Origin of the sequence: Chloroflexus sp. MS-G, assembly GCF_000735195.1 — a bacterium.
GTDB lineage: Bacteria > Chloroflexota > Chloroflexia > Chloroflexales > Chloroflexaceae > Chloroflexus.
This window is the reverse complement of record NZ_JPIM01000023.1, coordinates 21,801-48,229: the sequence shown is the minus strand read 5'-3', so window position 1 is coordinate 48,229 and position 26,429 is coordinate 21,801. Positions and strand designations below refer to the sequence as shown.

At 54.0% G+C, this 26,429-nt stretch carries 22 protein-coding genes; 9 read left to right on the top strand and 13 right to left on the bottom strand.

Annotation, left to right across the window (positions count from 1 at the left end; translation table 11 throughout):
* Together ricT and JE47_RS0106250 are read left to right on the top strand one after the other, a co-directional pair.
* A partial coding sequence (ricT, locus tag JE47_RS20390; protein ID WP_035419092.1) for a PSP1 domain-containing protein occupies positions 1 to 1,173 on the top strand: 1,173 nt, incomplete at its 5' end.
* Between the two features lie 93 nt (positions 1,174 to 1,266).
* Positions 1,267 to 2,169, top strand: a complete 903-nt coding sequence (locus JE47_RS0106250; RefSeq protein ID WP_031458934.1) for an MBL fold metallo-hydrolase — start codon at positions 1,267 to 1,269, stop codon at positions 2,167 to 2,169.
* 95 nt (positions 2,170 to 2,264) lie between these two features.
* On the opposite strand, the gene JE47_RS0106245 is transcribed toward JE47_RS0106250, so the two are convergent.
* The 4 genes from JE47_RS0106245 to JE47_RS0106230 are packed head-to-tail and all read right to left on the bottom strand — an operon-like array spanning position 2,265 to position 6,287.
* Entirely contained in the window at positions 2,265 to 3,416 is a 1,152-nt protein-coding gene (locus JE47_RS0106245) for a polyamine ABC transporter substrate-binding protein (RefSeq protein ID WP_031458933.1), read from the bottom strand.
* A gap of 30 nt (positions 3,417 to 3,446) precedes the next feature.
* Entirely contained in the window at positions 3,447 to 4,313 is an 867-nt protein-coding gene (locus tag JE47_RS0106240) for an ABC transporter permease (protein ID WP_031458932.1), read from the bottom strand.
* Positions 4,310 to 5,179, bottom strand: a complete 870-nt coding sequence (locus JE47_RS0106235; protein ID WP_031458931.1) for an ABC transporter permease — start codon at positions 5,177 to 5,179, stop codon at positions 4,310 to 4,312. The genes JE47_RS0106240 and JE47_RS0106235 overlap by 4 nt, the downstream gene beginning before the upstream one ends.
* 10 nt (positions 5,180 to 5,189) lie before the next feature.
* The gene (locus JE47_RS0106230) at positions 5,190 to 6,287 is read right to left on the bottom strand and encodes an ABC transporter ATP-binding protein (protein WP_031458930.1); all 1,098 of its coding nucleotides are present in this window, start codon (positions 6,285 to 6,287) and stop codon (positions 5,190 to 5,192) included.
* Positions 6,288 to 6,707: 420 nt separating this feature from the next.
* Here JE47_RS0106230 and rlmD point away from each other — a divergent pair, with 420 nt between their 5' ends.
* The 6 genes from rlmD to JE47_RS0106200 all read left to right on the top strand — a co-directional run bounded on the left by rlmD (position 6,708) and on the right by JE47_RS0106200 (position 13,310).
* Positions 6,708 to 7,946: a 23S rRNA (uracil(1939)-C(5))-methyltransferase RlmD gene (gene rlmD / locus JE47_RS0106225; protein WP_031458929.1), complete on the top strand. Its 1,239-nt coding sequence runs from the start codon at positions 6,708 to 6,710 to the stop codon at positions 7,944 to 7,946.
* Positions 7,947 to 8,326: 380 nt separating this feature from the next.
* Complete coding sequence (locus JE47_RS0106220) at positions 8,327 to 8,845, top strand: Rab family GTPase (protein WP_031458928.1); 519 nt, start codon at positions 8,327 to 8,329, stop codon at positions 8,843 to 8,845.
* Positions 8,842 to 9,549: a hypothetical protein gene (locus JE47_RS0106215; RefSeq protein ID WP_031458927.1), complete on the top strand. Its 708-nt coding sequence runs from the start codon at positions 8,842 to 8,844 to the stop codon at positions 9,547 to 9,549. The genes JE47_RS0106220 and JE47_RS0106215 overlap by 4 nt, the downstream gene beginning before the upstream one ends.
* Positions 9,550 to 9,555: 6 nt before the next feature.
* The gene (locus JE47_RS0106210; protein ID WP_031458926.1) at positions 9,556 to 10,932 is read left to right on the top strand and encodes an SH3 domain-containing protein; all 1,377 of its coding nucleotides are present in this window, start codon (positions 9,556 to 9,558) and stop codon (positions 10,930 to 10,932) included.
* A gap of 16 nt (positions 10,933 to 10,948) precedes the next feature.
* Positions 10,949 to 12,568: an ATP-binding response regulator gene (locus JE47_RS0106205; RefSeq protein WP_031458925.1), complete on the top strand. Its 1,620-nt coding sequence runs from the start codon at positions 10,949 to 10,951 to the stop codon at positions 12,566 to 12,568.
* A gap of 61 nt (positions 12,569 to 12,629) precedes the next feature.
* A complete protein-coding gene (locus JE47_RS0106200) occupies positions 12,630 to 13,310 on the top strand; it encodes a Crp/Fnr family transcriptional regulator (RefSeq protein ID WP_031458924.1) in 681 nt (226 codons plus the stop codon).
* On the opposite strand, the gene kynU is transcribed toward JE47_RS0106200, so the two are convergent.
* Positions 13,311 to 14,579, bottom strand: coding sequence for a kynureninase (kynU, locus tag JE47_RS0106195; RefSeq protein ID WP_031458923.1), 1,269 nt, complete (start codon positions 14,577 to 14,579; stop codon positions 13,311 to 13,313).
* Between the two features lie 313 nt (positions 14,580 to 14,892).
* Here kynU and JE47_RS0106190 point away from each other — a divergent pair, with 313 nt between their 5' ends.
* On the top strand, positions 14,893 to 16,182 hold the full coding sequence (locus tag JE47_RS0106190) for a hypothetical protein (protein ID WP_031458922.1): 1,290 nt from the start codon (positions 14,893 to 14,895) through the stop codon (positions 16,180 to 16,182).
* 409 nt (positions 16,183 to 16,591) lie between these two features.
* Here the strand turns inward: JE47_RS0106190 and JE47_RS0106185 are convergent, their stop codons facing one another.
* The 8 genes from JE47_RS0106185 to JE47_RS0106150 all read right to left on the bottom strand — a co-directional run bounded on the left by JE47_RS0106185 (position 16,592) and on the right by JE47_RS0106150 (position 26,193).
* The gene (locus JE47_RS0106185) at positions 16,592 to 17,329 is read right to left on the bottom strand and encodes a phosphoribosylaminoimidazolesuccinocarboxamide synthase (RefSeq protein ID WP_031458921.1); all 738 of its coding nucleotides are present in this window, start codon (positions 17,327 to 17,329) and stop codon (positions 16,592 to 16,594) included.
* 11 nt (positions 17,330 to 17,340) lie between these two features.
* A complete protein-coding gene (gene purM, locus JE47_RS0106180) occupies positions 17,341 to 18,369 on the bottom strand; it encodes a phosphoribosylformylglycinamidine cyclo-ligase (protein ID WP_031458920.1) in 1,029 nt (342 codons plus the stop codon).
* A gap of 2 nt (positions 18,370 to 18,371) precedes the next feature.
* A complete protein-coding gene (hisG, locus tag JE47_RS0106175) occupies positions 18,372 to 19,376 on the bottom strand; it encodes an ATP phosphoribosyltransferase (protein ID WP_031458919.1) in 1,005 nt (334 codons plus the stop codon).
* Positions 19,373 to 20,059 (bottom strand): creatininase family protein, encoded by a 687-nt coding sequence (locus JE47_RS0106170; RefSeq protein ID WP_031458918.1) that lies wholly within the window; start codon positions 20,057 to 20,059, stop codon positions 19,373 to 19,375. Before JE47_RS0106170 ends, hisG begins: the two co-directional genes overlap by 4 nt.
* Positions 20,056 to 21,495 carry an ATP phosphoribosyltransferase regulatory subunit gene (gene hisZ / locus JE47_RS0106165; RefSeq protein WP_330216970.1) on the bottom strand — a complete coding sequence of 480 codons (1,440 nt, stop codon included), beginning with the start codon at positions 21,493 to 21,495 and terminating at the stop codon, positions 20,056 to 20,058. The genes JE47_RS0106170 and hisZ overlap by 4 nt, the downstream gene beginning before the upstream one ends.
* Positions 21,496 to 22,081: 586 nt before the next feature.
* Complete coding sequence (locus JE47_RS0106160) at positions 22,082 to 22,441, bottom strand: response regulator (RefSeq protein ID WP_031458916.1); 360 nt, start codon at positions 22,439 to 22,441, stop codon at positions 22,082 to 22,084.
* Positions 22,442 to 22,513: 72 nt separating this feature from the next.
* Positions 22,514 to 23,956 (bottom strand): sensor histidine kinase, encoded by a 1,443-nt coding sequence (locus tag JE47_RS0106155; protein WP_031458915.1) that lies wholly within the window; start codon positions 23,954 to 23,956, stop codon positions 22,514 to 22,516.
* 599 nt (positions 23,957 to 24,555) lie between these two features.
* Entirely contained in the window at positions 24,556 to 26,193 is a 1,638-nt protein-coding gene (locus tag JE47_RS0106150; RefSeq protein WP_031458914.1) for a VWA domain-containing protein, read from the bottom strand.
* Positions 26,194 to 26,429 lie beyond the last annotated feature (236 nt).

Below are 26,429 nucleotides of genomic sequence, written 5' to 3'. Positions count from 1 at the left end.
GATCTACACGTCGGCGATCAAGTGATAGTCGAAACAGTACGAGGACAGGAACTGGCTAAAGTAGCTTTTGAGCGCCGCGAAGTCAGTAATGAAGAAATCATCGGTGAACTGAAGCCAGTAGTGCGGCGAGCCGAGCTAAGCGATCTGGCACGGATGGCCGAACTGCAACAGTATCACGCTGAGGCCCTGGCCCGCTGCGCCGAAAAGGTGAAAGAGCACGGCTTGCCAATGAAGCTGGTAAAGGCCGAATACTCGTTTGACGGCTCACGCCTGACCTTCTACTTTACCGCCGATCAGCGCGTCGATTTTCGCCAATTAGTGCGTGATCTGGCACGCATGTTCAAGACCCGTATTGAATTACGCCAGATCGGGCCACGTGATGAAGCCAAAATGCTTGGTGGCATCGGACCATGCGGTCGTATTCTCTGCTGCACCGCTTTCTTACCCGATTACGCACGGGTCACAATCAAGATGGCGAAAGATCAAGACCTGCCACTCAATCCGAGCAAGATTAGCGGTGTCTGTGGACGCCTGCTTTGTTGCCTTTCCTACGAGCATGAGCAGTATATCGAAATGCGCGCCCAGTTACCCAAGCGCGGGACATGGGTCATGACCCCAGATGGGCCGGGTGAGGTCATTGGTCAACATGTGCTGAAACAGCAGGTGTTGGTACAACTGGCTAGCAGTGGAATGATTGAAACCTACGACATCCCGCAAATCACGATTGCCACCGAGCAGGTGGTTGCGTTGGCCCGTGCCCGTGCTGCTGAAGGGATTACACCCGCTTCGACCTTGAAGCCCGAACGTGGTGAGCAGCGCCTGCTCCGTGATGAGATTGATACTTTTGATTGGAATGATGATCTGAGTCTGCTGGAAGACGATGATTTACCTCAGCTACCACCATCTCCTCATGTGTTACCTACTCCTGTGTTACCGCCCGCTGTAGAATCAAAGCGGGTTTCAGAGCCGAAGACAACACCAAAGCCGCGTGGCCGTCGCCAGGGTGATCAGCAAGACAAAGAAACAGCGACTACCGTCAATAAGGCGGCCAAACCAGCACCGTCTCAGCCACCGAGGGCCACCACGCCGACCCCGCCAGCGAAAACTGCACCACCGGATTCGTCCGCGAAAGCTGGCAATGATGTCAGGCGTCGGCGACGTCGGCGAAATTAGGTGACGCTCTGACAACCTGGCGACTCTGCTTTACCTGTCGTGAAGTAGGAAATCGTCTCGGATTGTCTTCATTTCAGCCAGCGAGGGAGAAGGATGGAGATTTTTGCAGTCGATAGTCACATTTGGGCCATTGACCATGAATTGCTAGGGCTACCCGGCGTCGGTGTGACCTACGTCGTAACTGGTGAGGAGATCGCTCTGATCGAAACTGGTACGGCACTGACCGTACCGCAAACACTGGCCGGGTTGGACGCGCTGGGCATCGACCGCGCCGCCGTTCGACACATTCTCTGTACCCACATCCACATGGATCACGCAGGTGGTTCAGGACATCTGGCAGCGGCATTGCCAAATGCGTTTGTCTACATCAACAGCAGTGTAGCCGAACATCTGGTGAATCCGACTAAACTGATGGCCAGCGTGCGGCGAGCAGTTGGAGAGGAAGCCTGGCCGCTACACGGTGAACTACTCCCTATTCCCGCTGAACGTATCCGACCTGCCGAACAGCTTTACCTGGATTTAGGGCGTGATGTTGTCCTGACGGCTATTGCAACGCCCGGCCATTCGCCCGATCACCTTTCCTACCTCGACCACAAGAGCGGCGGTTTGTTCATCGGTGATGCCGCCGGATTGGCAATGGATCGCTGGGGCCTAGCTTTCCCGGTTACACCGGTACCCACCTATGATCTTGAAGCGCATCGCACGACCATTGCCAGGTTACGCGCTCTCGATCTCCCCCGGATTTATCTTACGCACTACGGGCCTCACGATGACGTGACCTATCAGCTTGATCGGGCCGCTGAACGTCTTGAGGAGCTGGTTGAACTGGTCAATCGGGCATTGGCGGATGGCGATCCTGATGTAGCAGCACTGGCGGCTCGTTGGGTTTCCTACCCGGAAGACGGACCAGCCGGAGTCGTTGCGCGAAGCTGGACCCAAATGAGTGTAGCCGGTCTGATTCGCTACGAATTGAAACGGCGGCAGGCAACTGGATGAACAGGACGCACCCTGATCCCCAGACGTGATGATCTAATATGGGGATTGTCGGAGCGCACGGATGCGCTCCGACATAGTACTCACGGGTGTCGTCGCTACCTGCTCTTGATCTCCGTCCACAGATCATCGAAGGCCGTTGTGCCCTCATTGCGCACTGCCCATTCGAGACGCTGATACATCGCTTCGTCGGGTGCAAATCCCTGCGCGTATAGCTCACGCACTTCCGGCGAGATTAATTCAAGTGCATCTTTGTTAGGAGTCAGATAACCGATGTATTCAGTATTCTGAGCAGAGACCGCTGGGCGCATCAGAAAGTTGAGAAAGACATGAGCAGTATAGGCATTGGGAGAGTCTTTCAGGATAACAAGATTATCCATCCAGATCATACCACCCTCTTTCGGAATCACGAAGGCAATGTTCGGATTACCACTGAACTCATCGCCTAGCCCATTGCGCGCCTGCATTGCCGTACCGCTCCAGGCATGAGCCATCACATACTCTTCACTGGCTAGCTTGCGATTGACGTCAGAACTGTTGTAAGCGGCAAGGTATGGCTTCTGCGCCAACAGAATCTCTTTCACCCGTGCCAATGCTGCCGGATCAGTTGAGTTGAGGGATTGACCGATATAGCGCAGAGCAGCGCCCGGCGTTTCCCGAGCGTCATCGAGCATACTAAACTTTCCGGCAAATTGGGCGATCTGGTCGGGTTCAAAAATAGCCGCCCAGCTATCAATCCCATTCGGGAAGAACTTCGTGTTGTAGGCAATACCGGTGATACCGTACATATACGGAACTGAATAGACATTGCCTTTATCGAAGTATTGATCGAGCAGATTCGGATCGAGATGGACTATATTCGAGAGGAGTGACTTATCAATTGGTACAGCCAGCCCTTCGGCGATCATAATCTGCACCGCATAGTCAGAAGGTACGACAATATCGTATCCTGAATTGCCAGCACGTATCTTCGCCAGCATATCCTCGTTACTATCGTAAGTATCAACGACCACTTCGACCCCGTATTCAGCTTTGAATTGTTCGAGAATAGCAGGGTCGATGTAATCCGACCAATTGTAGAAGTAGAGCTTACTCGCGAGCTTACTGCGATCAACCCCATCGGTCGTGGTTGCTCCACTGTCGCTCCCGCCAGTACCGTACTCGTTCCCTGGGCTGGTTGCAGCACCACCGCCGCCACACGCGGTTAGTACCAGCAGCATTACCAGCAACACGCTTCGGAGCATCTGCATTTTGACCTCCCTCGCTACTGCGATTCCTGACTATCGACGTCGCTGCAATAGTTGTGACAGTGCGACCAGCACCATCGACAAGAGCAGCATCAGGGTTGAGATCGCGTTAATTTCCGGCGTTACCGCACGTCGCACCCGATTGTACACTTCTACCGGTAACAGTGATGTACCTGGCCCAGAGAGAAACAACGAAATAATGAAATCATCCAGAGAAAGTGTAAAGGCTAACAAGGCGCCACCAATGATACCTGGTAAAATCAATGGAAACGTAATTCGCCAGAAGATATTCCAGCTATCGGCGCCGAGATCGGCAGCAGCTTCTTCCAACCGCCGATCAAAGTTCTTAAGACTGGTGCGAACAACCACCACGACGAAAGAGATGCTAAATGCAATGTGGCCGATAGTGACGGTTGCAAGATTACGGCGCAGTGTTTCACCGGTGACCAGCTTGATCACATCGAACGCAATCGCCGAGAATGCCAGCAGCGCAACAGCCATGACGATCTCGGGGACTACGATTGGTAAATAGATCAACCCTTCCATCGCACCACGCCCGCGAAAACGGTACCGCTCCATCGCCATAGCTAGCAGGGTTCCGATAATTGTTGAGACTACTGTTGACACACTGGCAACAACCAGTGTATTCCAGGCGGCGCCCATCATACGGGGGTTGTTAAACAGGCGAATGTACCAATCCAAGGTAAAGCCTGTCCAACGAACACCAAATTCATCGCGGGTGAACGAAAAAATCACCAGAATGACGATTGGCGCATACAGAAACAGATAGATCAGGATCGAGAAGACCGTTAGCGCCAACCCACTCCAGGTCAACCGACCTTCAGCAAACGCCCCTCGTGCGCGGGCCAGTGTTGTTGAAGCAGATGCCGTCTTAATCATCGTTCTTCCTCCGTGGTGGCGCGGAAGTACAACATAATCAACACCAGCAAGACGATCATCATTAATACAGCCATTGCCGATCCAAGTGGCCAGTTGATCGGATTGGCACGCAGGAAGAGGCGCTGAATCAGATTCCCAAGATAGTCAACCTTTGCCCCACCCAGCAGTTCTGAGACCACAAACTGACCGAGCGTAGGAATAAAGACCAACACCGAGCCAGCAACAACTCCTGGCATTGTCATCGGGAGCATAATCCGCAGAAAAGCCTGCACCCTGCTGGCGCCCAGATCGGCTGCTGCCTCCATCAGGGTAAAATCAAAACGGTCAATAGCCGCGTAGAGCGGCAAGACCATAAACGGTAACTCGCCGTAGATCAGGCCGATCAGTGTTGCTCCCTCGTTATTAATCAACGACAAACGACCGATACCAATAAACTCTAACAGACCGTTAAGCAGACCGTTATTTGCCAGAATGATCTGCCAGGCGTAAATCCGCACCAGAAAATTTGTCCAGAATGGAATTAGTATGAGCATAAGCAGTGGCATGCGCCATTGCTGCGGACTACGAGCGATGAAGAGTGCGAGCGGGTAGCCGAGCAACAAGCAGATCACTGTAGTCAAGACACTCGTCCAGATCGACCGCCAGTAGGCATTGATGTACAGGCTCTGAGTAAAGATCGTAATATAGTTATCGAGCGTTGGCTGGTAGACTACACGACCTAAAGCGTCGTTCGTCATAAAGCTGTAGATAACAATAATCACCAACGGCAAGGCGAAAAAGAGCACCAGCCAGAGCAAACCAGGCGTCAGTAACAACATCAGCCGTATGCGATCACGACGTTGCTGCTGCTGTTGAAGCATTGCCATCGCTCCCTCCCTATTCACTCAGTACCAGCGCATTGTCAGGCGGGCAGACAACGACGGCCGGTTCACCCGGTTGCCAGTACTCATCACGGTCAAGTGTCGAACGGGTATTCTGTTCCCACACATCAATAGTACGACGGTCATTGATCCGAACGGTAATGCGCGTGTCACTCCCAATATAGTTAACGGTCAGCACCGTACCGGCTAAGCCATCGATCGGCACCTCACCATTGGCTGCCAGCAAGCGCACCTTTTCCGGGCGGATTGAATAGGTTACTGCTGTGCCATCACTCAACGGCCGAGTAGCCAGCCCACGAAAACGCAACCCATCCGGCGTCTCTATGACGGTATAGTTCCCGTCGCGCCCAATCACCAGCCCATCGATGAAATTGGTCTCGCCGATAAAATCGGCAACGAAGCGACAGTTGGGACGCTCGTAGATTTCCGTTGGCGTTCCAACCTGTAAGACCTTCCCCTTATTCATAACCGCAATCCGATCCGACATCGTCAATGCCTCTTCCTGATCGTGGGTTACGAATACGAAGGTGATCCCCACCCGCGCCTGTAGGCTCTTCAGTTCGAGCTGCATCTCTTTGCGTAATTTCTGGTCGAGCGCACCCAGTGGCTCATCGAGCAACAACACTTCAGGATGGTTTACGAGTGCACGGGCCAGGGCGACCCGCTGTTGTTGACCGCCGGAGAGCTGACGGGGACGGCGTTCTTCCAGCCCACTTAACCGTACTAGATCAAGGGCCTCTTTCACTCGTTGGGCAATTTCAGCCTTCGGCGTTTTTTTCATCTCCAAGCCAAACGCAATATTTTGCGCTACTGTCATGTGGGGAAAGAGGGCATACGACTGAAAGACAGTGTTAACCGGCCGCAAATGTGGTGGCGTGATCCCCATCTCTCGCCCATGAATGAGGATACTTCCTGCGGTTGGTAACTCAAAACCGGCGATCATGCGCAACGTTGATGTCTTACCACAACCGCTCGGTCCTAACAACGAAAAAAACTCGCCGTCACGAATTTGTAAATTCACGTGATCGACTGCAACCACGTCGCCAAACCGTTTGACAACATTACGGAGTTCAATCGCGATGGAATCGTTCACCTTTACAATCCTCCCATCAGGTTACATACCAGTGATGAGTAGCGGATACCGGGAAGGCTGTCTGTAACAGCCATGATGTTTTACAACACTTCCCAACATGAGTAAAGTCTCGGCAGCATGGCCCAATCGCATCACGTTGTGCATTTGTTTAGAGAGTAGTATACCATAACCTCTTGCCGGAACTTTGTATCGAGATGTACAGATCTATGAATTTTATTTCCGACAGATATAACAAACCTGACAAGCATGCTTCGTATGACATTTGGTATTATCAGTGCGAGCGGATTCGACCTTTTCAAGGTTTTTTCCCTCGCCTATCTTCACCAGTGTAGAGGCAGTTATAATTTCCCAAAACTACCACATAGGAGCTATCGTGGATTCGGAATGGAAATGCCGACATCTTACGCGACAGAGATTTGTATGACCGAGACTATCGAACTTGAGATTGAGGGGATCGCTCAGGGCGGCGACGGCGTTGGGCGGTTAGAGGAGCTAGTTGTCTTCGTAAGCGGAGCCATACCGGGAGAACGGGTACGAGCCAATGTTTACGAACGTCATACCCGCTTCCTGCGCGCTACTGTCAGCGAAATCCTGCGTGCAGCACCCGAACGGATAGCGCCTCGGGTCAGCCCTGGCGATCATGTGCCATGGCAACATATTGACTATCCGGCCCAGGTACGTTTGAAGGGCGCAATTGTTGCCGAACAGATACGTAAGTTTCTACCGAATATTGCAGTTCCGGTCCAACCGGTCATTGCCGCACCGCAACCCTGGGGCTACCGCAACAGTGCTCGTCTCCACGTTGACGGTTCTGCGCTTGGCTATCACGCTACGGGCACAAAGACGGTGGTTGATCTGGCAGACGACCCCTTGCTGCTGCCGGTACTGAGAGAAGCACTGGCGGGCCTGCGCCAGTTATCGTTTGCCGGTTTGATCAACGAAGTCACACTGCGAGCGAGCGCCGCTTACGGTTATGCTGCGGCTCGCCTATCACCTACGTTGCCTGCCGACTACCCGGCGCTGGTGCGATTGGCTACAAGCTGGATGGCATCAACTCCTGGCCTGGCCGGCATCACGCTCAATGACGAGCCACTGCTGGGAACGGCGCACATTTACGATGAACTTGGTGATGTTGTCTTTCGGCTAAGCCTCAACAGCTTTTTTCAGGTCAATCACGCGCAGGCTGAACGGATGGTGGCTATAGTACAAACCGCGCTGGCGCCTCACGGCGGTCGTTTACTCGATGCCTACAGCGGTGTTGGCAGTTTTGCACTGCCTCTGGCCAGATTCTACGATGAAGTGATCGCGGTTGAAGCGCATGAACCGGCTGTGCATGATGGTCGTCAGAGTGCACGAGACAACCAGATTCAGAACGTTCACTTCATCGCCGGTGTTGCCGAGCGGACGGTTGCCAATCTACCAGGCCCGTTTCAGGCTGCAATTCTCGATCCACCCCGTCGTGGGTGCCATCCAGCCCTTATTTCGGCGATCATTGCGCATGCTCCAGCAAGAATCATTTACATTTCGTGCCATCCAGGCCTGATCGGGCGTGACTTGATGCCATTACTTACGGCTGGTTACCAGATAACACTCGTGCAACCTATTGATCTCTTTCCGCAAACACCGCATATCGAGACGATTATTGCGCTACAACGCTAGAAAGCATCGGGAAATGACTAAAATGCAGGTATTATCACCGCGAATACGAATGCGTTCGGAGTTGAACATAAGCTTTTTCCGTTTCCATGCTGTAGTTGTTTTGAATGATCAATTTTTACTTAGTGAAATGTCCCCTTTTATTTCGCAAAAATCAAAACTCGTTACGTTTCCTGTGATCACTGTTGAAAAGAAGACCTTTTATCGGACAGTCAAGGATTAGAAAAGATTGTGAACCATCTGCGTTACCGCAAAACAAACTGCTATTCGGTCGGGCAACTTATGGTATACTAAATACAATTTGGTCGCACAACTTATGGTATACTAAGCGCAAGAGTGAAGATATTGCCCTGCAAAGATGGCATACACATCAGTTCATTGCCGTGTCTCGACTTGTTGCCAAAATTTGCCTGCTCGGCGAGTTCTCCGTCGGCAAGACCAGTCTCGTCCGCCGCTTTGTTGAAGGTATCTTCGATGAGCGGTATCTCAGTACGCTTGGCGTAAAGATCAGTCGCCACACGTTACAGATCGATCAGACTGACATCGATCTGATCATCTGGGACACCGCCGGGGGCGAGAAACTCGATCAGATCGTCCAGAATTATTATCGCGGTGCGGCTGGTGCACTCCTGGTCTGTGATGTCACGCGCCCTGACACATTGCCTGCATTACGCGAATACGCTACCGCCTTTCACCAAGCCAGTCCTGATACTCCACTGGTTATTGCCGCCAACAAAATCGATCTCACCAACCAACGACGGATCGACGACGAAGAGATTGCCAGTTTTGCCGCTACACTGAAAGCTGCCTGGCACGCTACCAGCGCCCGTACCGGTCAAGGAGTGAGCGAGGCTTTCCAGAGCTTAGGACAGCAGATCAGACAGCAAAGGGGGCGTGTATGACCAACGAAGCGAACGGCATTAACAGCCCACAGGAAGCTGAAGAGCTTGAGCGAGTACGGCAGATTATTCTCGGATCGAGTGCTCGCCAACCACGCCAGGCGGAAGTTGATCGCCTGCGCGAGATACTCTTTGGCCCGCAGATGGAGGAATATGCACGGACGTTTAGCGATCTCCGGCGCCAGATCGAACATCTAACTGAAGACGTGCGCCAGTTGCAAGACCGCCTGGGTGAAGTTGAAAAGACGATGCAGCGTCGCTTCGATGCACTTGATGTTGAGACACGCCGCCTGAACGACGACCTACGCCGCGAGATTGAACGTCAACGCGCTCGTGAGGCTCTTTTGCAACAGATCGCATCCCAAAGTCGGCAACATGAAGCAGCAATCAACAGTCTTGGTGAAGGGGTCAGTGAATTGCGACGAGTACAAAACCATCATGACCTGGAAATTCGCTCCGGGCGTGCCGGACTGGCCGAGACACGTGATCTGCTTGAACAACGAACGCAGTCGCTCCGTCGCGAGCTGCGTAATACTGAAGATGCCCTGCGTACCGAGTTGCGCCGGATAGCTGATCGTCTCGATAATCAGAAGACTGACCGCAAGGCATTGGCCAGTATGCTGATCGAAATTGCTACCCGACTCGAGACTGGAAGCACGGTTGCCGGTTTGCTCGATGGCCTTTCTGCAACGAAAGATGATTCATAGCAGACTATGACCACTGAACCGCCGTCGAGTCAGGCGATTGAAGAGCTACGACGTGTGCTTTTAAAACCAGAAGCGCTGGTCGATAAGATCAGTCCGGTCATTGCTGACATTCTGGCCGAGCAGATTCACACGTCTAAAGATGAGATCGCCCGTGCTCTTGCGCCAGCCATCGGTGAAGCGATTCGTCAGCAGGTGTACCAGGCGCGTGAAGATATAATCGACGCGCTTTATCCGGTGATCGGCGCTATGATCGCCCGCGCTGCTACCGAAGCAATCCGCGATTTGGCTTCACAGATTGACTCGCGCATTCGCAGTGGTCCCCTCCTGATGCTTGATCCAGGATATTGGAAAGCGCGAGCCCAGGGAATTTCTGCGGGTGAGTATGCGCTTCGCCGTCAACTGCCCTTCTCGGTGCAAGAGGTCTTCCTGATTCAACGCGACTCTGGTATTCTGATCTGCCATCTTGCTGCACCTGGCATCCCCGCCGCTGACCGCGATCTGGTCAGTGGGATGCTGACCGCGATTCGGGATTTTGCCCGTGATGCGCTTGGCGAAGGTGATGAACTGGGAGCGATCAGTTATGAGTCACGCCAGATCGTGATTGCTAGCGGCAGTGCAGCGTACCTCGCCACCGTTATTAGTGGCGTTGAGCCAGCCGGGTTTCGCGAACAGTTACGGCAAACGCTGGTGGCGATTCATGAAGGGCGCTACGAACGGCTGCGCAACTTTGCAGGCGACGACGAAACATTGATTCGTGAAGCTGAAGCGCTGATACGGCAACGAATTTCGTTATCTTCTGGACAGGACAAACGTTCTCGACCGACTAATACCTTTCTGCAACGCGCAATTCTGGTGATCCTATTTCTGATTGCCCTGTCGCCACTTTTTATGTGCGGCTGGTGGGTGATGAGTGTCGAAGCGCGCATGGCAGTACTGTTTGCGCCGACCGCGACACCAACCGCAACGGCTACAGCCACCCCGACCGCGACACCAACCGCAACGGCCACGGCCACCCCGACCGCGACACCAACTGCTACCCCAACGCCAACGGCAACGCCTACCCGAACACCAACTCCGACAAGTACACCGACACCAACGATTACACCAACACCAACGGCAACGCCAATACCATACGACGGTGTCATGACGGGAAATGTGTTTCTGTATAGCGCACCTGACGAAAGGAGTGAGCGGAGCTTCATCGTTGCGCCGCGTAATGCACCGGTCATCGTGCTCGCTCAATATGGAGACTGGTATCAAGTGCGCGTTGATGTGCGAATCGATCAACAGGCGGTACAACTTATCGGCTGGGTACCATCGCAGTGGGTTGGTTTGGTACGGCCAATCCCGCCAGCCATTGTCACGCCATTCCCCCAACCCTAAGCGAGGAGCTTTGACAATGTCGTTATCGGTTGAACAACAGGTTTTGTGCGAGACCCGCAGTGCGTATCTGATCGTCGATCCCGACCTGCGCATCCAGGGCGCGGGTGGGATGCTGGCCTTGGTAGGCGGTATACCGCCGATTGGCGTTATGCTCACCGATCTGCTACCAGAACTGTTTGGCAATGAAACCGCATTGGCTGAAATCCTCAAAGGTGAGCGTGATCGCCTTCAGTTACCGCTGATCAACCGTCAGTTACCCGATGGTTCTCTACTTTACCTCGACCTTTTGACCATCCCACTCACTGATGATCGAGGGACAATTACCGGCCTGATCCAGATCATTACCGATACTACGCAACGCAGTATCGTCGAACAACTACGATCGCAGCAGCGAAATGAATTGCAACTCTTGAAAGATCGTCTCCAACGACAGAATGTTGAATTGGCCCGTGTGAATGCTGGCTTACTCAAGGCAACAAAGATCAAAGATGAATTTCTGGCCAGTATGAGCCACGAAATTCGGACACCGCTCACTGCCATTCTTGGCTTGATTGATGTTTTACAAGCTCAACTAGTCGGACCGCTCAGCGATCAGCAAATGAGCGCCATCAATGGCATCAAACAAGGCGGACAACACCTGCTCTCGTTGATCAATGATTATCTCGATATTGCCAAGATTGAAGCTGGGCGTCTTGAGCTAGACCTAGGACCGGTCTCGGTGCAAGATGTTTGTCAGTCCTTACGATCCATGGTGGCCGATATGGCACATCGGGCTAAGCTAAAGCTCGTTTACGACATTGATCCGAGTGTAAAGGTTATTCTGGCCGATGCCCGTCGTTTGCGTCAGATTCTGATCAATCTGCTCTCAAATGCGATCAAGTTCACGCCTGCTGGAGGGCAGGTAGGACTGGAAGTACGCGGTGAACCTGAAGTTGGTGCAGTGCGATTTACAGTCTGGGACACAGGTATTGGTATTTCAGCAGAAGATGCTGCTCGTCTATTTGAGCCATTCCAACAAATCGAGAGCGAACGGCAAAAAGAAGTAACCGGCAGTGGGCTTGGTCTGGCACTCGTTGCCAAACTAACCCGGCTTCACGGCGGGAGTGTCGGTCTCGAAAGTGAGCCAGGTATTGGCAGCCGCTTCCACGTGACGTTGCCGTGGGAACCACAAGAGCAGCAATCCTTTCTCGAGCAACTCACCAGTCAGCGCGAAGCTGAGGAAGCGTATGCGACAGAGGTGCCAACAGCCTCGCCGTTGGCTGGTGATCGTCCTATTTTGCTAGTCGAAGATGATCGAGCGAGTGCAACCCTCTTTGCCCAATACCTGAATCGCTGCGGCTATCAGGTTGTCCATGTCGAATCAGGTGAAGAGGCGCTGGCCTACGTACAGGGTGAACTTCCGTGTCTGGTGCTGCTCGATGTTCGCCTGCGCACAATGGACGGGATCGAGGTTATGCGACATTTACGTGCTCAACCGACCACTCGTCGTATCCCGATCCTTGTCTTGACTGCCCTGGTGATGCCGGGTGATCGCGAGCGGTGTCTGGCAGCCGGTGCTGACGATTATCTCGCCAAGCCAGTGCGCCTACGGTTGCTGGCCGAACGGATTGCGATGCTGCTCGAACAGAAGGAGTGATATGAATTCGCAACTACATCCTGCGTTTTACAGACACAGCCATTGTGAGACGGGGTAGGGTATGCTCAAACCGCAAGAGCTGCGTATCGCCGGTGAAATACTGCCCTTTCTCAACGATCCGACAACACCGATTGGGCGCGATTTTGCCACCCAAGCGACGCTTCTTCATCTCCCAGCCGGTACGACTATTTTTTCAGAAGGCGATGAGTGTAGTGTATTTGCTGTGCTCAGCAGCGGTACTGTGCGTGTGTTCAAAATCGGTGAAACGGGGCGAGAAATCACGCTCTACCGCTTCGGTCGCGGCGAGAGCTGCATTCTAACCACGAGCTGTGTCTTAAGTGCACGACAGTTTCCGGCCATTGCCGTCGTGGAAAAAGACACCACCGCTTTCGTGATCGACCAGTTCACATTTCGCGACTGGATCAACCGCTATGGTGAATGGCGCGATTACGTCTTTCAATTACTCTCACAGCGGTTAGCGACCGTGATGGCTATCGTTGACGAAATCGCCTTTCGGCGGGTCGATGTACGGCTGGCCGAATTTCTGTTACAACATGCTGCCGGCGAACCTCCTGTTCTCTACGCCACTCATCAACACATTGCTGCCGAACTGGGGACATCCCGCGAGGTGGTCAGTCGTATTCTGGCCGATTTCAGTGACGATGGCTTGATCAGGAGTGGCCGAGGACAGATCGTTATACGTGATCGTGAACGGTTGCAGCAACGTGCACAGGCACAATAATCACGTAACAGTCGGACGGTTAGCCTGATACTTCAGATAACGCTTTTCAATGACTGCTTGCGCCAATCGTTCAACGGCGGTGTGCAGATCACGAAAGCTGGTATAAAGTGGTGCAATACCGAGCCGGATGTTGTCGGGAGCACGAAAATCAGGCAGAACATTCAGTTCATTAATGAGCGCCAGATCAATACCCAACCCCGCCGGATGACCGAGTGAAATATGTGAACCACGGCGTGCCGGGTCTCGTGGCGAGTTTAGCGTATACCCTAGCGGTGCCAGCCGCTGTTGCCACAAGCCGATCAGATATTCTGTTTGCGCTATCGATTTGGCACGTAAGCGTTCAATCCCAGCCGCCAATACCAGATCAACCCCTGGCTCAATCAACGCTAGCGACACCACTGGCGGTGTACCGGTCAAAAAACGGCGTAAGCCGGATGCAGGGGTATAGGTAAGGTCAAAATCAAACATATTCTGCTGACCCATCCAGCCGGCAATAGAGTTCACCAACCGATCTTGCAAATCACGCCGGATATACAAGAAGGCCGGTGCGCCCGGTCCGCCATTCAGATATTTATAGCAACAGCCAACTGCCAGATCGACAGCGCTGCCGTTGAGATCAATCGGCACCACACCTACGGAATGGCTGAGATCCCACAAGGTCAGGGCGCCAACAGCGTGCGCAGCAGCAGTAAGCGCCTTCATATCGTAGAGAAAGCCACTCTTGAAGGTTACGTGCGATAGCGTCAGCAAAGCCGTGCTATGATCGAGTAGACCGAGTATCGCCTCAACCGGGCCATGAATGCCATCGGCTGAATAAGCCAGCGCAATTTCGTGCCCTGCATTTAACAGATCGGCCACTCCTTGCAAGATGTAAAGATCGGAGGGAAAATTGAGGTCGTCACTCACGATGCGCACTCGACCAGGACGGGCGCGGAGTGCAGCTACTACCAGCTTAAACAGATTCACCGAGGTACTATCGGCAACGATCACCTCATCGGGAGCAGCACCGATCAGACGTGCGATTTTGGCCCCGATCCGTTCGGGTAAATCAAACCAACCCTCGTTCCAACCACGGATTAGCCGTTCCCCCCACTGCCGCTGTACTAGATCGGTGACCATATCGATAGCAGCTCTCGGTAAGCGACCCAGGGAGTTGCCATCGAGATAGATCAGTTCTGGCTCTTTATGCACAAACGCCTGCCGAAACCCCGCTAAATCATCAGCAGCATCGAGTTGATCGGCATAGGCTGCATCAAGTGGCACGGTCATCGCGATGTCCTTTCTAAGGGCATATCTCGCCCTTGCCATGCCTCAAACGGGTTCCGTGCCGGTAACTCCCCAAACGAAACACCTTGATCTGACCGTAATCATACCATAAGAAATTTAGTAAAGGTTACATTGTTCGCGTTTTGCGCGGTTGGCGATTCCATACCCCATTACGTGAGGTGGGAACCCGCCCCTACACTATTGTTGGGTAGAAGGAAAACGCCGAAAATCCCTGAACGACACGACAATATGCGGTAGACAGTCGCGGTCAGGCGTGTTATATTCAGAGACAAAGCGTCTATATCTGCATATTGGCATGCAAGAGATTGTCATACCATTTCATATTCAGATTGCAACACGCACTCCGCAGGGCTATCCACTTCGGGCAACCTGCGGTGGTCGTAGGGCTGAAGCAGTGATGCCCCCGCCAGTGGTGTCGGAAACACCGGCAATAGCCGGCAGTGAATTGGGAGAATTGTTGTTGCCGCCTCCCCTACGGCAGTTATTGATCGAAACCGCCCGTGAAGCTATCGATCACAAAGCCCGGATGCAACTACGACTCGAAATTGAGGCACCTGAGCTGGTAGTTTTGCCGTGGGAGTGGCTTTCACTGAGTAGAGGTGATCAGCATTGGCAGCCTGCAATTCGTGATGATTACACGCTGGTGCGTGTTAGCGCACGTTCGCCGCGTCCATTACCTCCGCGTCGGGTGGCAGGGCCGCTGCGTCTGTTGATTGCTGTAGCGCGTGGCTACGAGGCGGTTGCCGACGCCTTGGGCGAGGCGCTGGTTGAGCCGGTGCGTTCTGGTCGGTTCATTGTTGACCGATTGCGTGAAGCAACTGCCGATGAGATTGTTGCCGAACTGGCTGCCGAGCCGCGCCATATTCTCTATCTGATCGGTGAGTTTGAACAACCACCCCGTCAGTCAGCACGTATGCGTTTAGGACGAGCAGTGACCGCTGGTGAGCTTGCTGAATTGCTGGTTGGGATCGAAGATTTGCGTTTGCTAACGGTTGCTGGTAGTCCGTTTTCAGTTTGTACCAGTTTCGCCAGCGGATTGCACGAGCACGACGGTCGTGCTGTAGTCGTGCTTCCCGAACTCGGCGCTGCGGCGCAGGCACGCTGGAGTGTGGCCTGTTATCAGGCCCTGGCGAGTGGCGAACCGGTTGATCTTGCTGTTACCCTCGGGCGAGCGGCGCTAGCCGGTGCACAGGAAGCCTGGGGAGCACCCCAGCTTTATCTGGCGCCGGGTGGCGAACAACTCTTTCGCCTCGGCGAACCACCGGTGGCGCCAGCACCTCCTGAAGCAGTGCGAACTATTCGCACGACGATACCACAGCAACGTCGGCCGCGCTTTGCACCAATCGCTACGAATGCCGGTGTACCGACGCGCCGGATTCAGGAGCTAAGCCGTCAATTCCGTCTTCGTCCTCAGCTCATTGCGCTCATTATTGCCTCACTGGTGTTGATCGTATTGGTAAGCCAGGTTATCAGCCTCCCTGGTAGCACGGTAGTACCGACCCCCGTCGTTACCCCGACACCACCACTCTTGCTCGATCCGATACGGATTCCGGTGCCGACGCTCATGCCGACCGCGATACCGTAGCAGTTGCTGTGTGCAGAGATTGTGCCCAACCCGCCCGCGATAGGGTATGGAAGCGCTAACCGATGGGTTCCAACCGCGTACCCAGGCACTTGCGTAGGAGCCAGCACACGTCTCATCCGGCACGTCTAGCGCCCTCACCTTCCCCCTAGCCCCCTTCTCATCTTCCATTGTGGAAGAGGAAGGGGAGATACGACGAAGTGACGCGAAAGAACGATCCATATCGGTGAACGACTCTCACCCGCCGGTGGAGTGGAAAGACAGGCGTGTAACAGGGTTGAACCTCGCTCTCAGCGTCCCAAATGCGACGCTCCCCCTTCGTGAGGAAGGGGGAGCGTGCGACAGAATTGAACCGCGATCGTCCCACTCACTCCTAACCGGCAATACCCTCTAAACTGTGATCAGTTACGGCTCACCAACGACCGGTTAGCTCGGTCACCAACGCATAACGCGCACGCACATCGGCAAGGAGCGCATCATCCACAATCTGCGCATTACGGTAGACCTGCTTATCGAGCATGCGTTCAGGGTCGCCACCAGGCCAGATACGCCATGAGTCGTTATCAATCACATCAGCCACCACCAGACTCCCCTGGGTAGTCCGCCCAAATTCAATTTTGAGATCGACCAGGGTGACGTCAAGCCGTTGCCATGCCGCTTCCAGCGTCAAGAAGACTTCACGCCCGGTATGAATCATCTGCTCTACTTCAGCAGGCGAAGCAATGCCCTGTGACGTGATCTCTTGGGGTGAGATTTGGGGATCGTGGCGGGCATCATCTTTCAAGAAGAACTCGATCAATGGTGGATCGAAGCGTTGGCCGGCAGCTTCAGGATGACGACGCAAATACGAACCTGCCGGTAAGCGCCGCATCACCACTTCAAGGGGGATCATTGTACACCGACGAACGATGGTCAATGTCGGTTCAGGCGCATCGACAAAGTGTGTCGCAATTCCGGCCCGGTTAAGCAATCGAAACACATTAGCTGTTGTTTGTCCGGCCAATGCTCCCTTTCCTTCAATGATGCTCCGACGCGCACCATCGCCAGCAGTGATGCCATCTTTATGGTATAAAATTGCCAGATCGGGGTCGGATGGATGCGCATACACGATTTTGGTCTTACCTTCAGCGATTACAGCGCCCAGTTCCATAATCGTCTCCTTTACACATCGACCAGCCGGACAGCCGGTTCTGTCGCTACCCGGCCAACCAGGCGTGCTTCCGGGATAGTCGCCAGTGCCTGGCTCGCCGACTCGGCAGGTACAATCACCAGCATGCCTAGCCCCATATTGAGGGCATGAAACGCTTCCTGTTCGTCAAGGCGCCCAAGTTCAACCAGCAACTGGCAAATTGGCGGAATAGACCAGCTTCCCCGCACAATCTCGGCCCCCAGCCCGTCAGGGAGTACCCGTGGCAGATTATCGTAAATGCCACCACCGGTAATGTGGCACAGCGCCTTTACCGGCACCACGGCGCGCAATGCATTCACTTCAGACAGGTAACAACGATGAACAGCTAACAACGCTTCACCGATTGTTTGCCCACCGAGAATAGCCGGACGCGCCGCATAACCTTCGGTCGCAAAATGGTGCTTCACGAGCCGTCGCGCAAGCGAATAGCCATTAGTGTGCAAACCGGTACTCGGAAGGGCTACGATGGCATCACCAGCGATAATATCGGTACGCGGTAACATTGCCGACCGCTCGACCACGCCAACAATCGTACCGGCCAGATCGAAGGCGCCCGGTGCATAGACATCGGGCATTTCGGCTGTTTCGCCACCGATCAACGCACAGCCGGTAGCCCGGCACCCCTCAGCAACACCGGCTACAATTGCCGCCACCTGTACCGGATCGAGTTTTGCAACGGCGATATAGTCGAGGAAGAAAAGCGGACGTGCACCCTGCACCAGAATATCGTTCACCGCGTGATGAACCAGATCTTGCCCCACTGTATCATAGCGACCTACGGCGGCAGCCACCAGGGTCTTGGTGCCAACACCATCGGTACTACTCACCAACACCGGCGCTTGTATTCCGGCCAGCGCCAGAGCCGCATCAAAACAACCACCAAACGCACCCATTCCGGCTAATACTGCTGGCCCATGCGTACTACGCACTGCGGCTGCCATTAACTCTTTAGCTCGTGTTGCGGCGGCAATATCAACGCCAGCTGCACTATACTGGCTCATACCTACTCCTCACCGAGACGTGCGCAGAGTCGCGCAAACGCCTCACTCTGTGCCCGAAAGACGTGTTGTACCTGCACTGTTGTCACACTGCTCGCCCCGATGCTCCGCAGATAATCGATAGCCGGTAGTAACTCCTCTTGCGGCACTACGACGTTCACAGCGTACCAGCCGCTATCACTGGCAAACTTACTCCAGACCGGTGCAATCGTTGGCCCCTGCAAACCGGCCAGTTCATGACGAGCCGTGACCTTACGCCCGACCTCTTCGACCGAGGTACCGGGGAGATTGGCAGTCAGCGAGTAGAAGAGACGCCCACGTCGGCGCGCTTCGATCAATTCACAAAGTTGACGCACCAGCTCGAGCCGGGAAGGGTTCCCGCGCAGTGTACGCCGGGAACCGATGAGTACCGCCTGCGAACGGAGCAACGGCCCACCGACGATCTTCAATTGATTCTCGCGAATGGCAGTACCTGTTTCAGTAATGTCGGCAATAATATCGGCATAGCCAAGGCCAGGCGCAGCTTCGGTCGCCCCTTGCGATTCAACCAGCTCAAAGACATTGATACCATGCGCATAGCAAAAACGTCGTACTGTGTTGGGATATTTGGTAGCAATCCGTAATCGGCGACCGCGTGACTGAAACTCTACCGCCAGATCGGCCAGATCGGCCCACGAGGTTACATCAATCCAGCTCTGCGGGACGGCAAAGACCAGTTCTACCCGCCAGAAACCGAGATCGTCAATCACGATCAACACATCATCATCGTCACCACGGAGTTCATGTAAGAGGTCGTGACCGGTTACACCGAGATCGATTGCCCCCTCGGCCACCTTCAATACAATGTCCGCCGGCCGATGCAGCAAGACCTCGGTATCAGGAAGCCCGCGTAACACCGCCGTATACTGGCGTGGATTGGCCCGTGTCACTCGCAAACCACAGCTCTCAAGCAAGGCAATTGTTGCATCGTAACCAGAGCCTTTTGAAGGGATTGCAAAACGAAGTGTCATAGCAGTTGTGAAGTATAGCGCACACGACGCTGCTGATAGAGCGCAGCAATGACTGACGTATCACGACGTTCCAAAAGATCACGTACCGCAACAGCAAGCCGTTCACCGGCCAGATGCAATGCCTGTTGGCCAAGCGATGGGCTGGCGACATGACGGACATCTTGCCCATCGTGGTCTGCGATTTGGTTCACATCGACTAAATCGGGGCGAATTGCCAGCATCAACGACGTTTCCCAGAGTGCACCGTGATCCTGCATCTGCTCGTCAACCAGCTCGAACGGGGAAACAGCCAGCACGAGGATACGATGCTGATGTTGAGCTGACTCTGCAACTTCTATGATGGACAGGTCGTCGGTGGTATTTTCCGAGCGACCCACAACGACGGCAATCTGAAACGCTTGACCGGCAACCGTGGTCAACCGTGCCGTGAGCATCTGGCGAAACAGGTTTATGTCAAGATCGAGATCACGCCACAAGACAGGATACACCACCCCACCCACGCGCTGAGCAGCCCGTTCAACAATCGCTGTCGTGATAAACCCAGGCGTGCCAAAGGGCAAGTGATTCCCATACGTCGTATAGGTCGCCCATGGCAGCCAACAGACCGGAGTACGAGTAACGATCTGTTGTTGTTGCGCGAATAACAACTCTGTAGCGCGCCCCCAGCACGGTAGAGAACTCATAGGTCTCCTCCTAACGCGGCAAAGGGAATCCGCTGTTCGGTTCGCGTCGCCAGATCGCGCCAGACGATGTACTCCCCCGCCCGTTCGTCGGCCCCTACGATAACAGCGGCCGTAAAATGACGGCGTGTGGCATCGCGTAGATTATCTTTCACGCTACGTCCCCGTACGTCGAGCACCACCGTATAGCCTCTAGCGCGAAGCCGTCTGGCAACCCGCAACGCATACGGATAATCATCGTCATGGACGGCTGCGACCAATACGGTCTGGGGCACCTCATCGGCTTCAATAGCGGCGGCTGCCATTACTCGTTCTAGCCCGTAGGCAAAACCAACCGCCGGAGTTGGCTGCCGCCCACCCAGCGCTCCTACTAGATCGTCGTATCGCCCTCCGCCACAGAGCTGACTCCCTTCTCGATCATAAATCTCAAATATCAAGCCGGTATAGTAGTGGAGACCACGGCCAAGCGCACCATCGATGGTAATACAAGCGGAAGGTACCGCATGCGATTCTAACAGTTCAAGAATGGCCTGTAACTCACGAAACGCCACCGACTCGACACCGAGCAGATCGGCTAATTGCGGCATTGCCTGGGCGGGTGCACCGCCGATTGCCGCCAGGCGTACTAATTGATCGAGGGCCGCGTCAACCAGTGGTTGCTCATCAGCACGTCGTAATGTGCGGAGCAAGCGTTGTATGACCTCTGAGGGGCTTCTGGTACCAGTACGGAGATCGATCTGCATTGCTGCCAGCACTCGCTCAAGCCAGATGACTGCCTCTTCGTCATTGATCCCAACCGGTAACTCAAGACCCTCTGGCGGTGTCCCAAGGTTCGCCAGCACCCGTTCGCGCACCGGTGTTATTCCTTCAGCGCGCAACCGTTCGAGACTCCAAATCAATAATCCACGGGTACGTTCAGGCAGATTGAAACGGCTCAGCAACTCACGTGCCAGACCGATGTGACCGATCCGCACTGTGTAATCGGTTACGCCTACCGCAGCCAGTCCTGCGCAAGCCAGTGCGATCACCTCGGCATCGGCACGTGGTGGCAGCCCACCAATAATCTCGCCACCTACCTGCGTGAACTGACGATAGGTGTGGCGTTGTGGACGTTCATAGCGAAACACCGGCCCAGCGTAGCTTAGACGCAAGGGTAACGGCTGATCCTGCATCCCAGCCACATATGCCCGCAGCACCGACGCCGTCCACTCCGGTCGCAACGCCAGATCGCGCCCACCAAAGCTAAACTCGTAGACCTTACCAACCAAATCTTCACCCAATTTACGGAGATAGAGTTCTCGATGCTCAATAATCGGTGTATCGAGCATCTGAAAACCGTAAGCGGACATCGTCCGTTCTAATATCGTCTGAATACGTCGGCTCAGCGTGTATTCTGCCGGTAACACATCACGCATGCCGCGCACAAGATCAACGGTCACAACACCTCCCATACCCGATCACTACCCTCCCTCTCAATTGTAACCGAAGGCATGGTATTCGTGTTGAACGAACCAGCGGAACCTTGCGTGACCCCCACTGGTCAAGAGAGCCTTGCAAAGTTTTTCAGGCAATGTTGACAGAGGAGAGAGGAGAGAAGTGAGCAATGGCGAGAGGGATGGGTTCGCAACCATCTTCGACCATCCCCGTCCTTACCCTCGTCCAGGAGAGAACAGAAGTTGGGGAAGGATGAGAGCTTTTAACCGCTTACTCCCTGCACTGTCCACTGCAACATGCGAGCCGGAAAACCACGCTTCCAAGCGACTGCGTGGTCAGGGTTTCCTGTGCCAGGCCCGCCGTATAGACACTGAACACGTAGAAATCCCTTACTATTCACAATTGAGGAATGCCATCAGTTTTGCATCCACAGATTTTCCACAAGTTTTCCACATTAACTACACGAAGAACTTCTAATACAAACCTGCACATACCGGCAGAGACGTGCGATAGCATCCACAGTTCTCTCATGCAATTCACCTGCCGTAGACGCTGCGTGACCTCATTTTCATCACGAACGATCCTGCTTGTTCAGCGCCCAACCAGATCGCGCACGGTGCTCAGCAAATTGGTGAGATTACCCGTCTTCGGCACGTAGGCATCAAAACCCTGTGCCACAAACTCACCCGGTGTCCTTTCGGTACGGGCGGTGTGGGCAATTATCGGACACGTGACACCCATTGCCCGTAGATCACGCAATACCATTAGACCATCGCGGTCGGCCATACTAATATCGAGAATGATGACATCAGGGGCAAATTCCCGTACCTTCGCCAGCGCCTCAGCACCACTCCCCACCGCAAGCACCTCATGTCGGCCGACATGACGGAGCACACGTTCAAACATCGAACGGGCCGTGTATACATCATCGACAAGTAGAATTCTGGCCATCGTTCCCTGCTCCTTCGCTAGACACCATCATCAATGACAATGAGCCAACTTCATTGACGGCTTTCCAGCACGCTACAACGGCGATTCCCCACCTGCCCGTGTGCGCGGCAATGAGAAGAAAAAGATACTACCCTTCCCCAACTCACTCTCTAGCCACATCCGCCCGCCATGCAATTCGACCAACCAGCGACAGATCGCGAGACCAAGCCCAGTACCGGCGTGCTGGCGGGTATCCGCATGTTCGATCTGCTCAAACTGTTGGAAAATGCGTTCCTGATCCTCTGGTGCAATCCCGATTCCGGTATCACGCACCCACACAATCACCTCATTACTATCGGCGCGGGCACCAACCGCAATTTCACCCGAATGCGTAAACTTACAGGCATTCGAGACCAAATTGAGCAGGACTTGCCGCACCCGCACTTCATCAGCAAACACGGTCGGTAGGGGTTCACAGTATTCACGGCGCAGTTGAATGGGACGGTCGTTGATCAATGCCTGTGCGGTACGTATGGTCTCTTCAAGTAAGGGCAGTAATTGCAGATTTGTCTTATTAAGCTCAAGTTTACCGGCCTCAACTTTCGCCAGATCGAGAATATCGTTGATCAGGCCGAGCAGATGCTGACCACTACGCCGAATTTCAGCAATGTCTTGCAAGATCTGCTCGTCGAGCTTGACATCGCCGTACATTTCAGGATGTTCCAGAATTGCCGTACTAAAACCGATAATAATATTGAGCGGAGTACGAAGCTCGTGCGACATTGTCGCCATAAAGTTCGACTTCGAGCGATAGGCTGCCTCAGCCATCGCCCGCGCCTCTTCGAGGGCCAGGGTTGTGCGGTAGAGTTGTTCATTCAAGAAATCACGTTCTAACAACGCTCGCTCCAGGTTTGCTTGTGTCTCGCGCAACAACTGCTCACGCCGTTCTGATTTCTGAGCCGTATCAATAGCCCAGCGTATCGTACCCCGCACTACGTAAGCCGCCGCCCAACTGAGCGTTGCTGCACCCAGTAAAAGTGCGATCTGGAAGAGAAGCTGACCGATAACCTCAAACCAAGTTGGTCGAGGCTGACCGATCAGGTCGGCTGCGAGAATCAGGATCAGATAGAGCAGAATAGCTGCCTGCGCAGCCCGAAACGGTGCCCGCGAAGACACCATAATTCCAGCGGCAAAGACACCAAGGACTGAAAGATACAGGAAGATGTTGTTAACAAAACCAAAAGCAGCACAGCTCAGTACCGGCAAGATTGTTAGAGCGGTTACAAGAACCATACTGGCCTTGTCGTAATCGCCTCTTCGCCGAAAGCGATCACTCACTGCCAGAAAGCCCATCAGCAACAGAATGATCGCGTAAGGCCAGAAATTACCATCCCACCGGTTAAGGAGCAAGAGACCAATGACAGCCGCTGCCAACGTAGCCAACAAGACCAACATTGGAGGAAGGAGATCAGCGACTAGCCCCTCATCGGGAGTTGCCACCGGCGTGCGGGAAGGGTGGATTGAGCGCGCAACCATTTGTCCTTATCCTTCTGGAAACTCTGTTTTGTTCGTCTATTATATGGCAATCATTGCATTTTGAGAAGGTAGCCTGTGGTTGCGGAGATTGAAAGATTATGAAAAATGCACACGATGTTCAGATTTGTTAGGTAGGAGTTTTCAAAGTTTTCATCTTGCCCGGCAGTGGTGAGAAGAGAGGGAAGAGTCGCGAGGAGTGAGCGGAATGTCCGTAGCGTGGGCGACGGCGCGCTGCGTTCCGCGCCGACAGTAGTCTATAATTAGGCCTCTGGTCGTGCGCTGGTAATTCCTGTGAGCGTATGGTAGGGGCGGGTTTGGAACCCGCCCCTGTAGCGTGCTTCTGAAACGGACGCTGTTCCACCGCTGCCATTGCAGGATGCGGGCCTATGGCCCGCGCTTCTAGACGACTGCGCGAGTCGGGTATTCCGATGACGTTTATCGCTTGCAGTACTCCGTTTGTTCGCCGATCAGGAGCCTTCATGATACCATAAGATCTCTGAAATGGGATGATACCGTTTCCAGTAGCTACGTCCCCCGCTTGCGTGATGGGCAGTGGAGGAAAGACAGAGGTCGCCAGCAATCCTGCAGACATAAACCCTCTAAAAATAACGACTGAGATTCTCAAAGATTTGTGCAATGTCGCCAGTATCACCCACTACGACAATAGTACGGCTAAACTCGGCAATAGCATCAAGCACCTGCCGATCCGCATCACTCCCATAGGCAACCGGGAAAATCGAAATGCCACTCTCATCGAACGCATTACGGAGTTGAGCCAAGGACATCTGGCTCGCGTTATCCGCACCATCAGATAGCAACACAATCGCCCGGATTCGGTCATCCTCCGCTGGCGGAAGTTCCTCTAACGTTTGCCGGGCCAGGTCGAGAGCATCGAACAGTGCCGTGCGTCCTGCAGCCCGCATCTCCTGTACTGCCGTTTGCAGCGCAATCCGGTTTTCACTTAACGGCGCCATCGGTACGACCAGCCGCGCCTTTGAGTCAAAGGTGATCAGCCCAAGTCGGTCTTCCGGCAAAATGCGCAGCAAGAAGGTCTCGATACCTGCTTTCACCATCGTCAGCTTGTCACCTTCCATCGAGCCAGAGGTATCGACCACCAGCAGAATATCTGCACGCTTGCGGTTTAGTTTCCACGAGTCTTTAACGGCAACGATTACCTCAGCCGGAGGTACCGCCAACACCGTCTGAATCCCTTGCGGATCAACGCCAAAGGCCGGACTGATCGGGTCGGTGAGTGGAACATTGGGGTTGGCCGGACGAAAGCCATAGGACATCGCCGCCCGTTGGCTCTCTTCGCTGAGCAGAAATTCGTAGAGCCGTTCGGCGGCCGCCCGTTCATCGGCGCTGGCGCTCGCCATTATGATGAATGGGTTATCGTGCCAGAAGGTACCCTCTGCTGGATAGATCGCCACTAACGGCGTCGGTGGTGGATTGAATTTATTGAAGTCGATGAGCGTAATCTCCTCCATCGGGAAAGCCGAGATGTAGCTCATACCAAACTTCTTCATGTTCTCACTGAAGACTAACGTATTGTAACCGTAGTGCTTAATACTCTGTCCGAGCTGACGGATAAAGGCGGTCGCCTGTTCGCTCTGCACATCGGCGACGGTCAACCCATCGCGCTTACCGGTGGCGGCATAGAACTCGGCGATTAAGGTGCTGAGGGCGGTAGTACTAATTTCAGGGTCGGTGTGCCCCCACGAAAAACGCCCCCACTCAGGATGCCCGAAGCGCCCCCAGCCTTGCGGATCGTTGGTCAGTTCGAGCATATCTTTCCAGCCAATGGGTCGATTGGGCCAGCCCATCGCTTCTGCCATCGGTTTCCACATTGCGATAACGACCGGTGTCAGCACGAGAGGCTTATTTGAAACAGCGACATTCTGGTTGCCGGTCTCTTGCTTAAGTACTTCGAGCCAGGTGCTGGCCGATGGACTCCAGACGGTGACGTTCAGCGTACCGTTCTTAATCTCGGTACGGGCAGCCCCCGACGACTTGTTGATCCCTTCTACCACGACGCGCCGATCGTTGACCGTGATTCGTTGCTCGTTGAAGCGGGCAATTTGTTCGGTAAGCCATTTATCTTTTTCTGGACTGTAGGCAATAGTAATCTTGAGCGCATCCGCGTTGCTTAGACCAAAAGGTAAGCGTTCCCCACAACCGCTGAGGAGCGTGAGGAGTAGCATCAGGGTGATACAGAGCCTGAACCATCGAGAAATCATACGGCAACATCCTTTTGATGAACGAATGTACAATTTGATTATACTATGTCAGAATGTACATACCTACGGGAACAACGACGCTCGCCGGAAAACGAATTACCTCCGTTCGCTAGGGCAAAGCAGCGCCTCGCTCCGACGGTCATACTCCTATACCTTGGGAGCGCGTACCAGAGGCCCGCGTTCTTTTTTGTTCGAGTGAAATCTTGTCGAAGCTGTTGTCCGACTGCGCTCGTACC

Bases quoted from the DNA above. Each gene is read 5' to 3' on its own strand.
- rlmD (WP_031458929.1), top strand. From the start codon at position 6,708: ATGACCGAGACTATCGAACTTGAGATTGAGGGGATCGCTCAGGGCGGC.
- JE47_RS0106210 (WP_031458926.1), top strand. From the start codon at position 9,556: ATGACCACTGAACCGCCGTCGAGTCAGGCGATTGAAGAGCTACGACGT.
- kynU (WP_031458923.1), bottom strand. From the start codon at position 14,579: ATGACCGTGCCACTTGATGCAGCCTATGCCGATCAACTCGATGCTGCT.
- JE47_RS0106185 (WP_031458921.1), bottom strand. From the start codon at position 17,329: ATGGAACTGGGCGCTGTAATCGCTGAAGGTAAGACCAAAATCGTGTAT.
- JE47_RS0106170 (WP_031458918.1), bottom strand. From the start codon at position 20,059: ATGAGTTCTCTACCGTGCTGGGGGCGCGCTACAGAGTTGTTATTCGCG.
- JE47_RS0106250 (WP_031458934.1), top strand. From the start codon at position 1,267: ATGGAGATTTTTGCAGTCGATAGTCACATTTGGGCCATTGACCATGAA.
- hisG (WP_031458919.1), bottom strand. From the start codon at position 19,376: ATGACACTTCGTTTTGCAATCCCTTCAAAAGGCTCTGGTTACGATGCA.
- JE47_RS0106150 (WP_031458914.1), bottom strand. From the start codon at position 26,193: ATGATTTCTCGATGGTTCAGGCTCTGTATCACCCTGATGCTACTCCTC.
- JE47_RS0106155 (WP_031458915.1), bottom strand. From the start codon at position 23,956: ATGGTTGCGCGCTCAATCCACCCTTCCCGCACGCCGGTGGCAACTCCC.
- JE47_RS0106245 (WP_031458933.1), bottom strand. From the start codon at position 3,416: ATGCAGATGCTCCGAAGCGTGTTGCTGGTAATGCTGCTGGTACTAACC.
- purM (WP_031458920.1), bottom strand. From the start codon at position 18,369: ATGAGCCAGTATAGTGCAGCTGGCGTTGATATTGCCGCCGCAACACGA.
- JE47_RS0106240 (WP_031458932.1), bottom strand. From the start codon at position 4,313: ATGATTAAGACGGCATCTGCTTCAACAACACTGGCCCGCGCACGAGGG.
- JE47_RS0106205 (WP_031458925.1), top strand. From the start codon at position 10,949: ATGTCGTTATCGGTTGAACAACAGGTTTTGTGCGAGACCCGCAGTGCG.
- JE47_RS0106200 (WP_031458924.1), top strand. From the start codon at position 12,630: ATGCTCAAACCGCAAGAGCTGCGTATCGCCGGTGAAATACTGCCCTTT.
- JE47_RS0106235 (WP_031458931.1), bottom strand. From the start codon at position 5,179: ATGGCAATGCTTCAACAGCAGCAGCAACGTCGTGATCGCATACGGCTG.
- JE47_RS0106160 (WP_031458916.1), bottom strand. From the start codon at position 22,441: ATGGCCAGAATTCTACTTGTCGATGATGTATACACGGCCCGTTCGATG.
- JE47_RS0106190 (WP_031458922.1), top strand. From the start codon at position 14,893: ATGCAAGAGATTGTCATACCATTTCATATTCAGATTGCAACACGCACT.
- JE47_RS0106215 (WP_031458927.1), top strand. From the start codon at position 8,842: ATGACCAACGAAGCGAACGGCATTAACAGCCCACAGGAAGCTGAAGAG.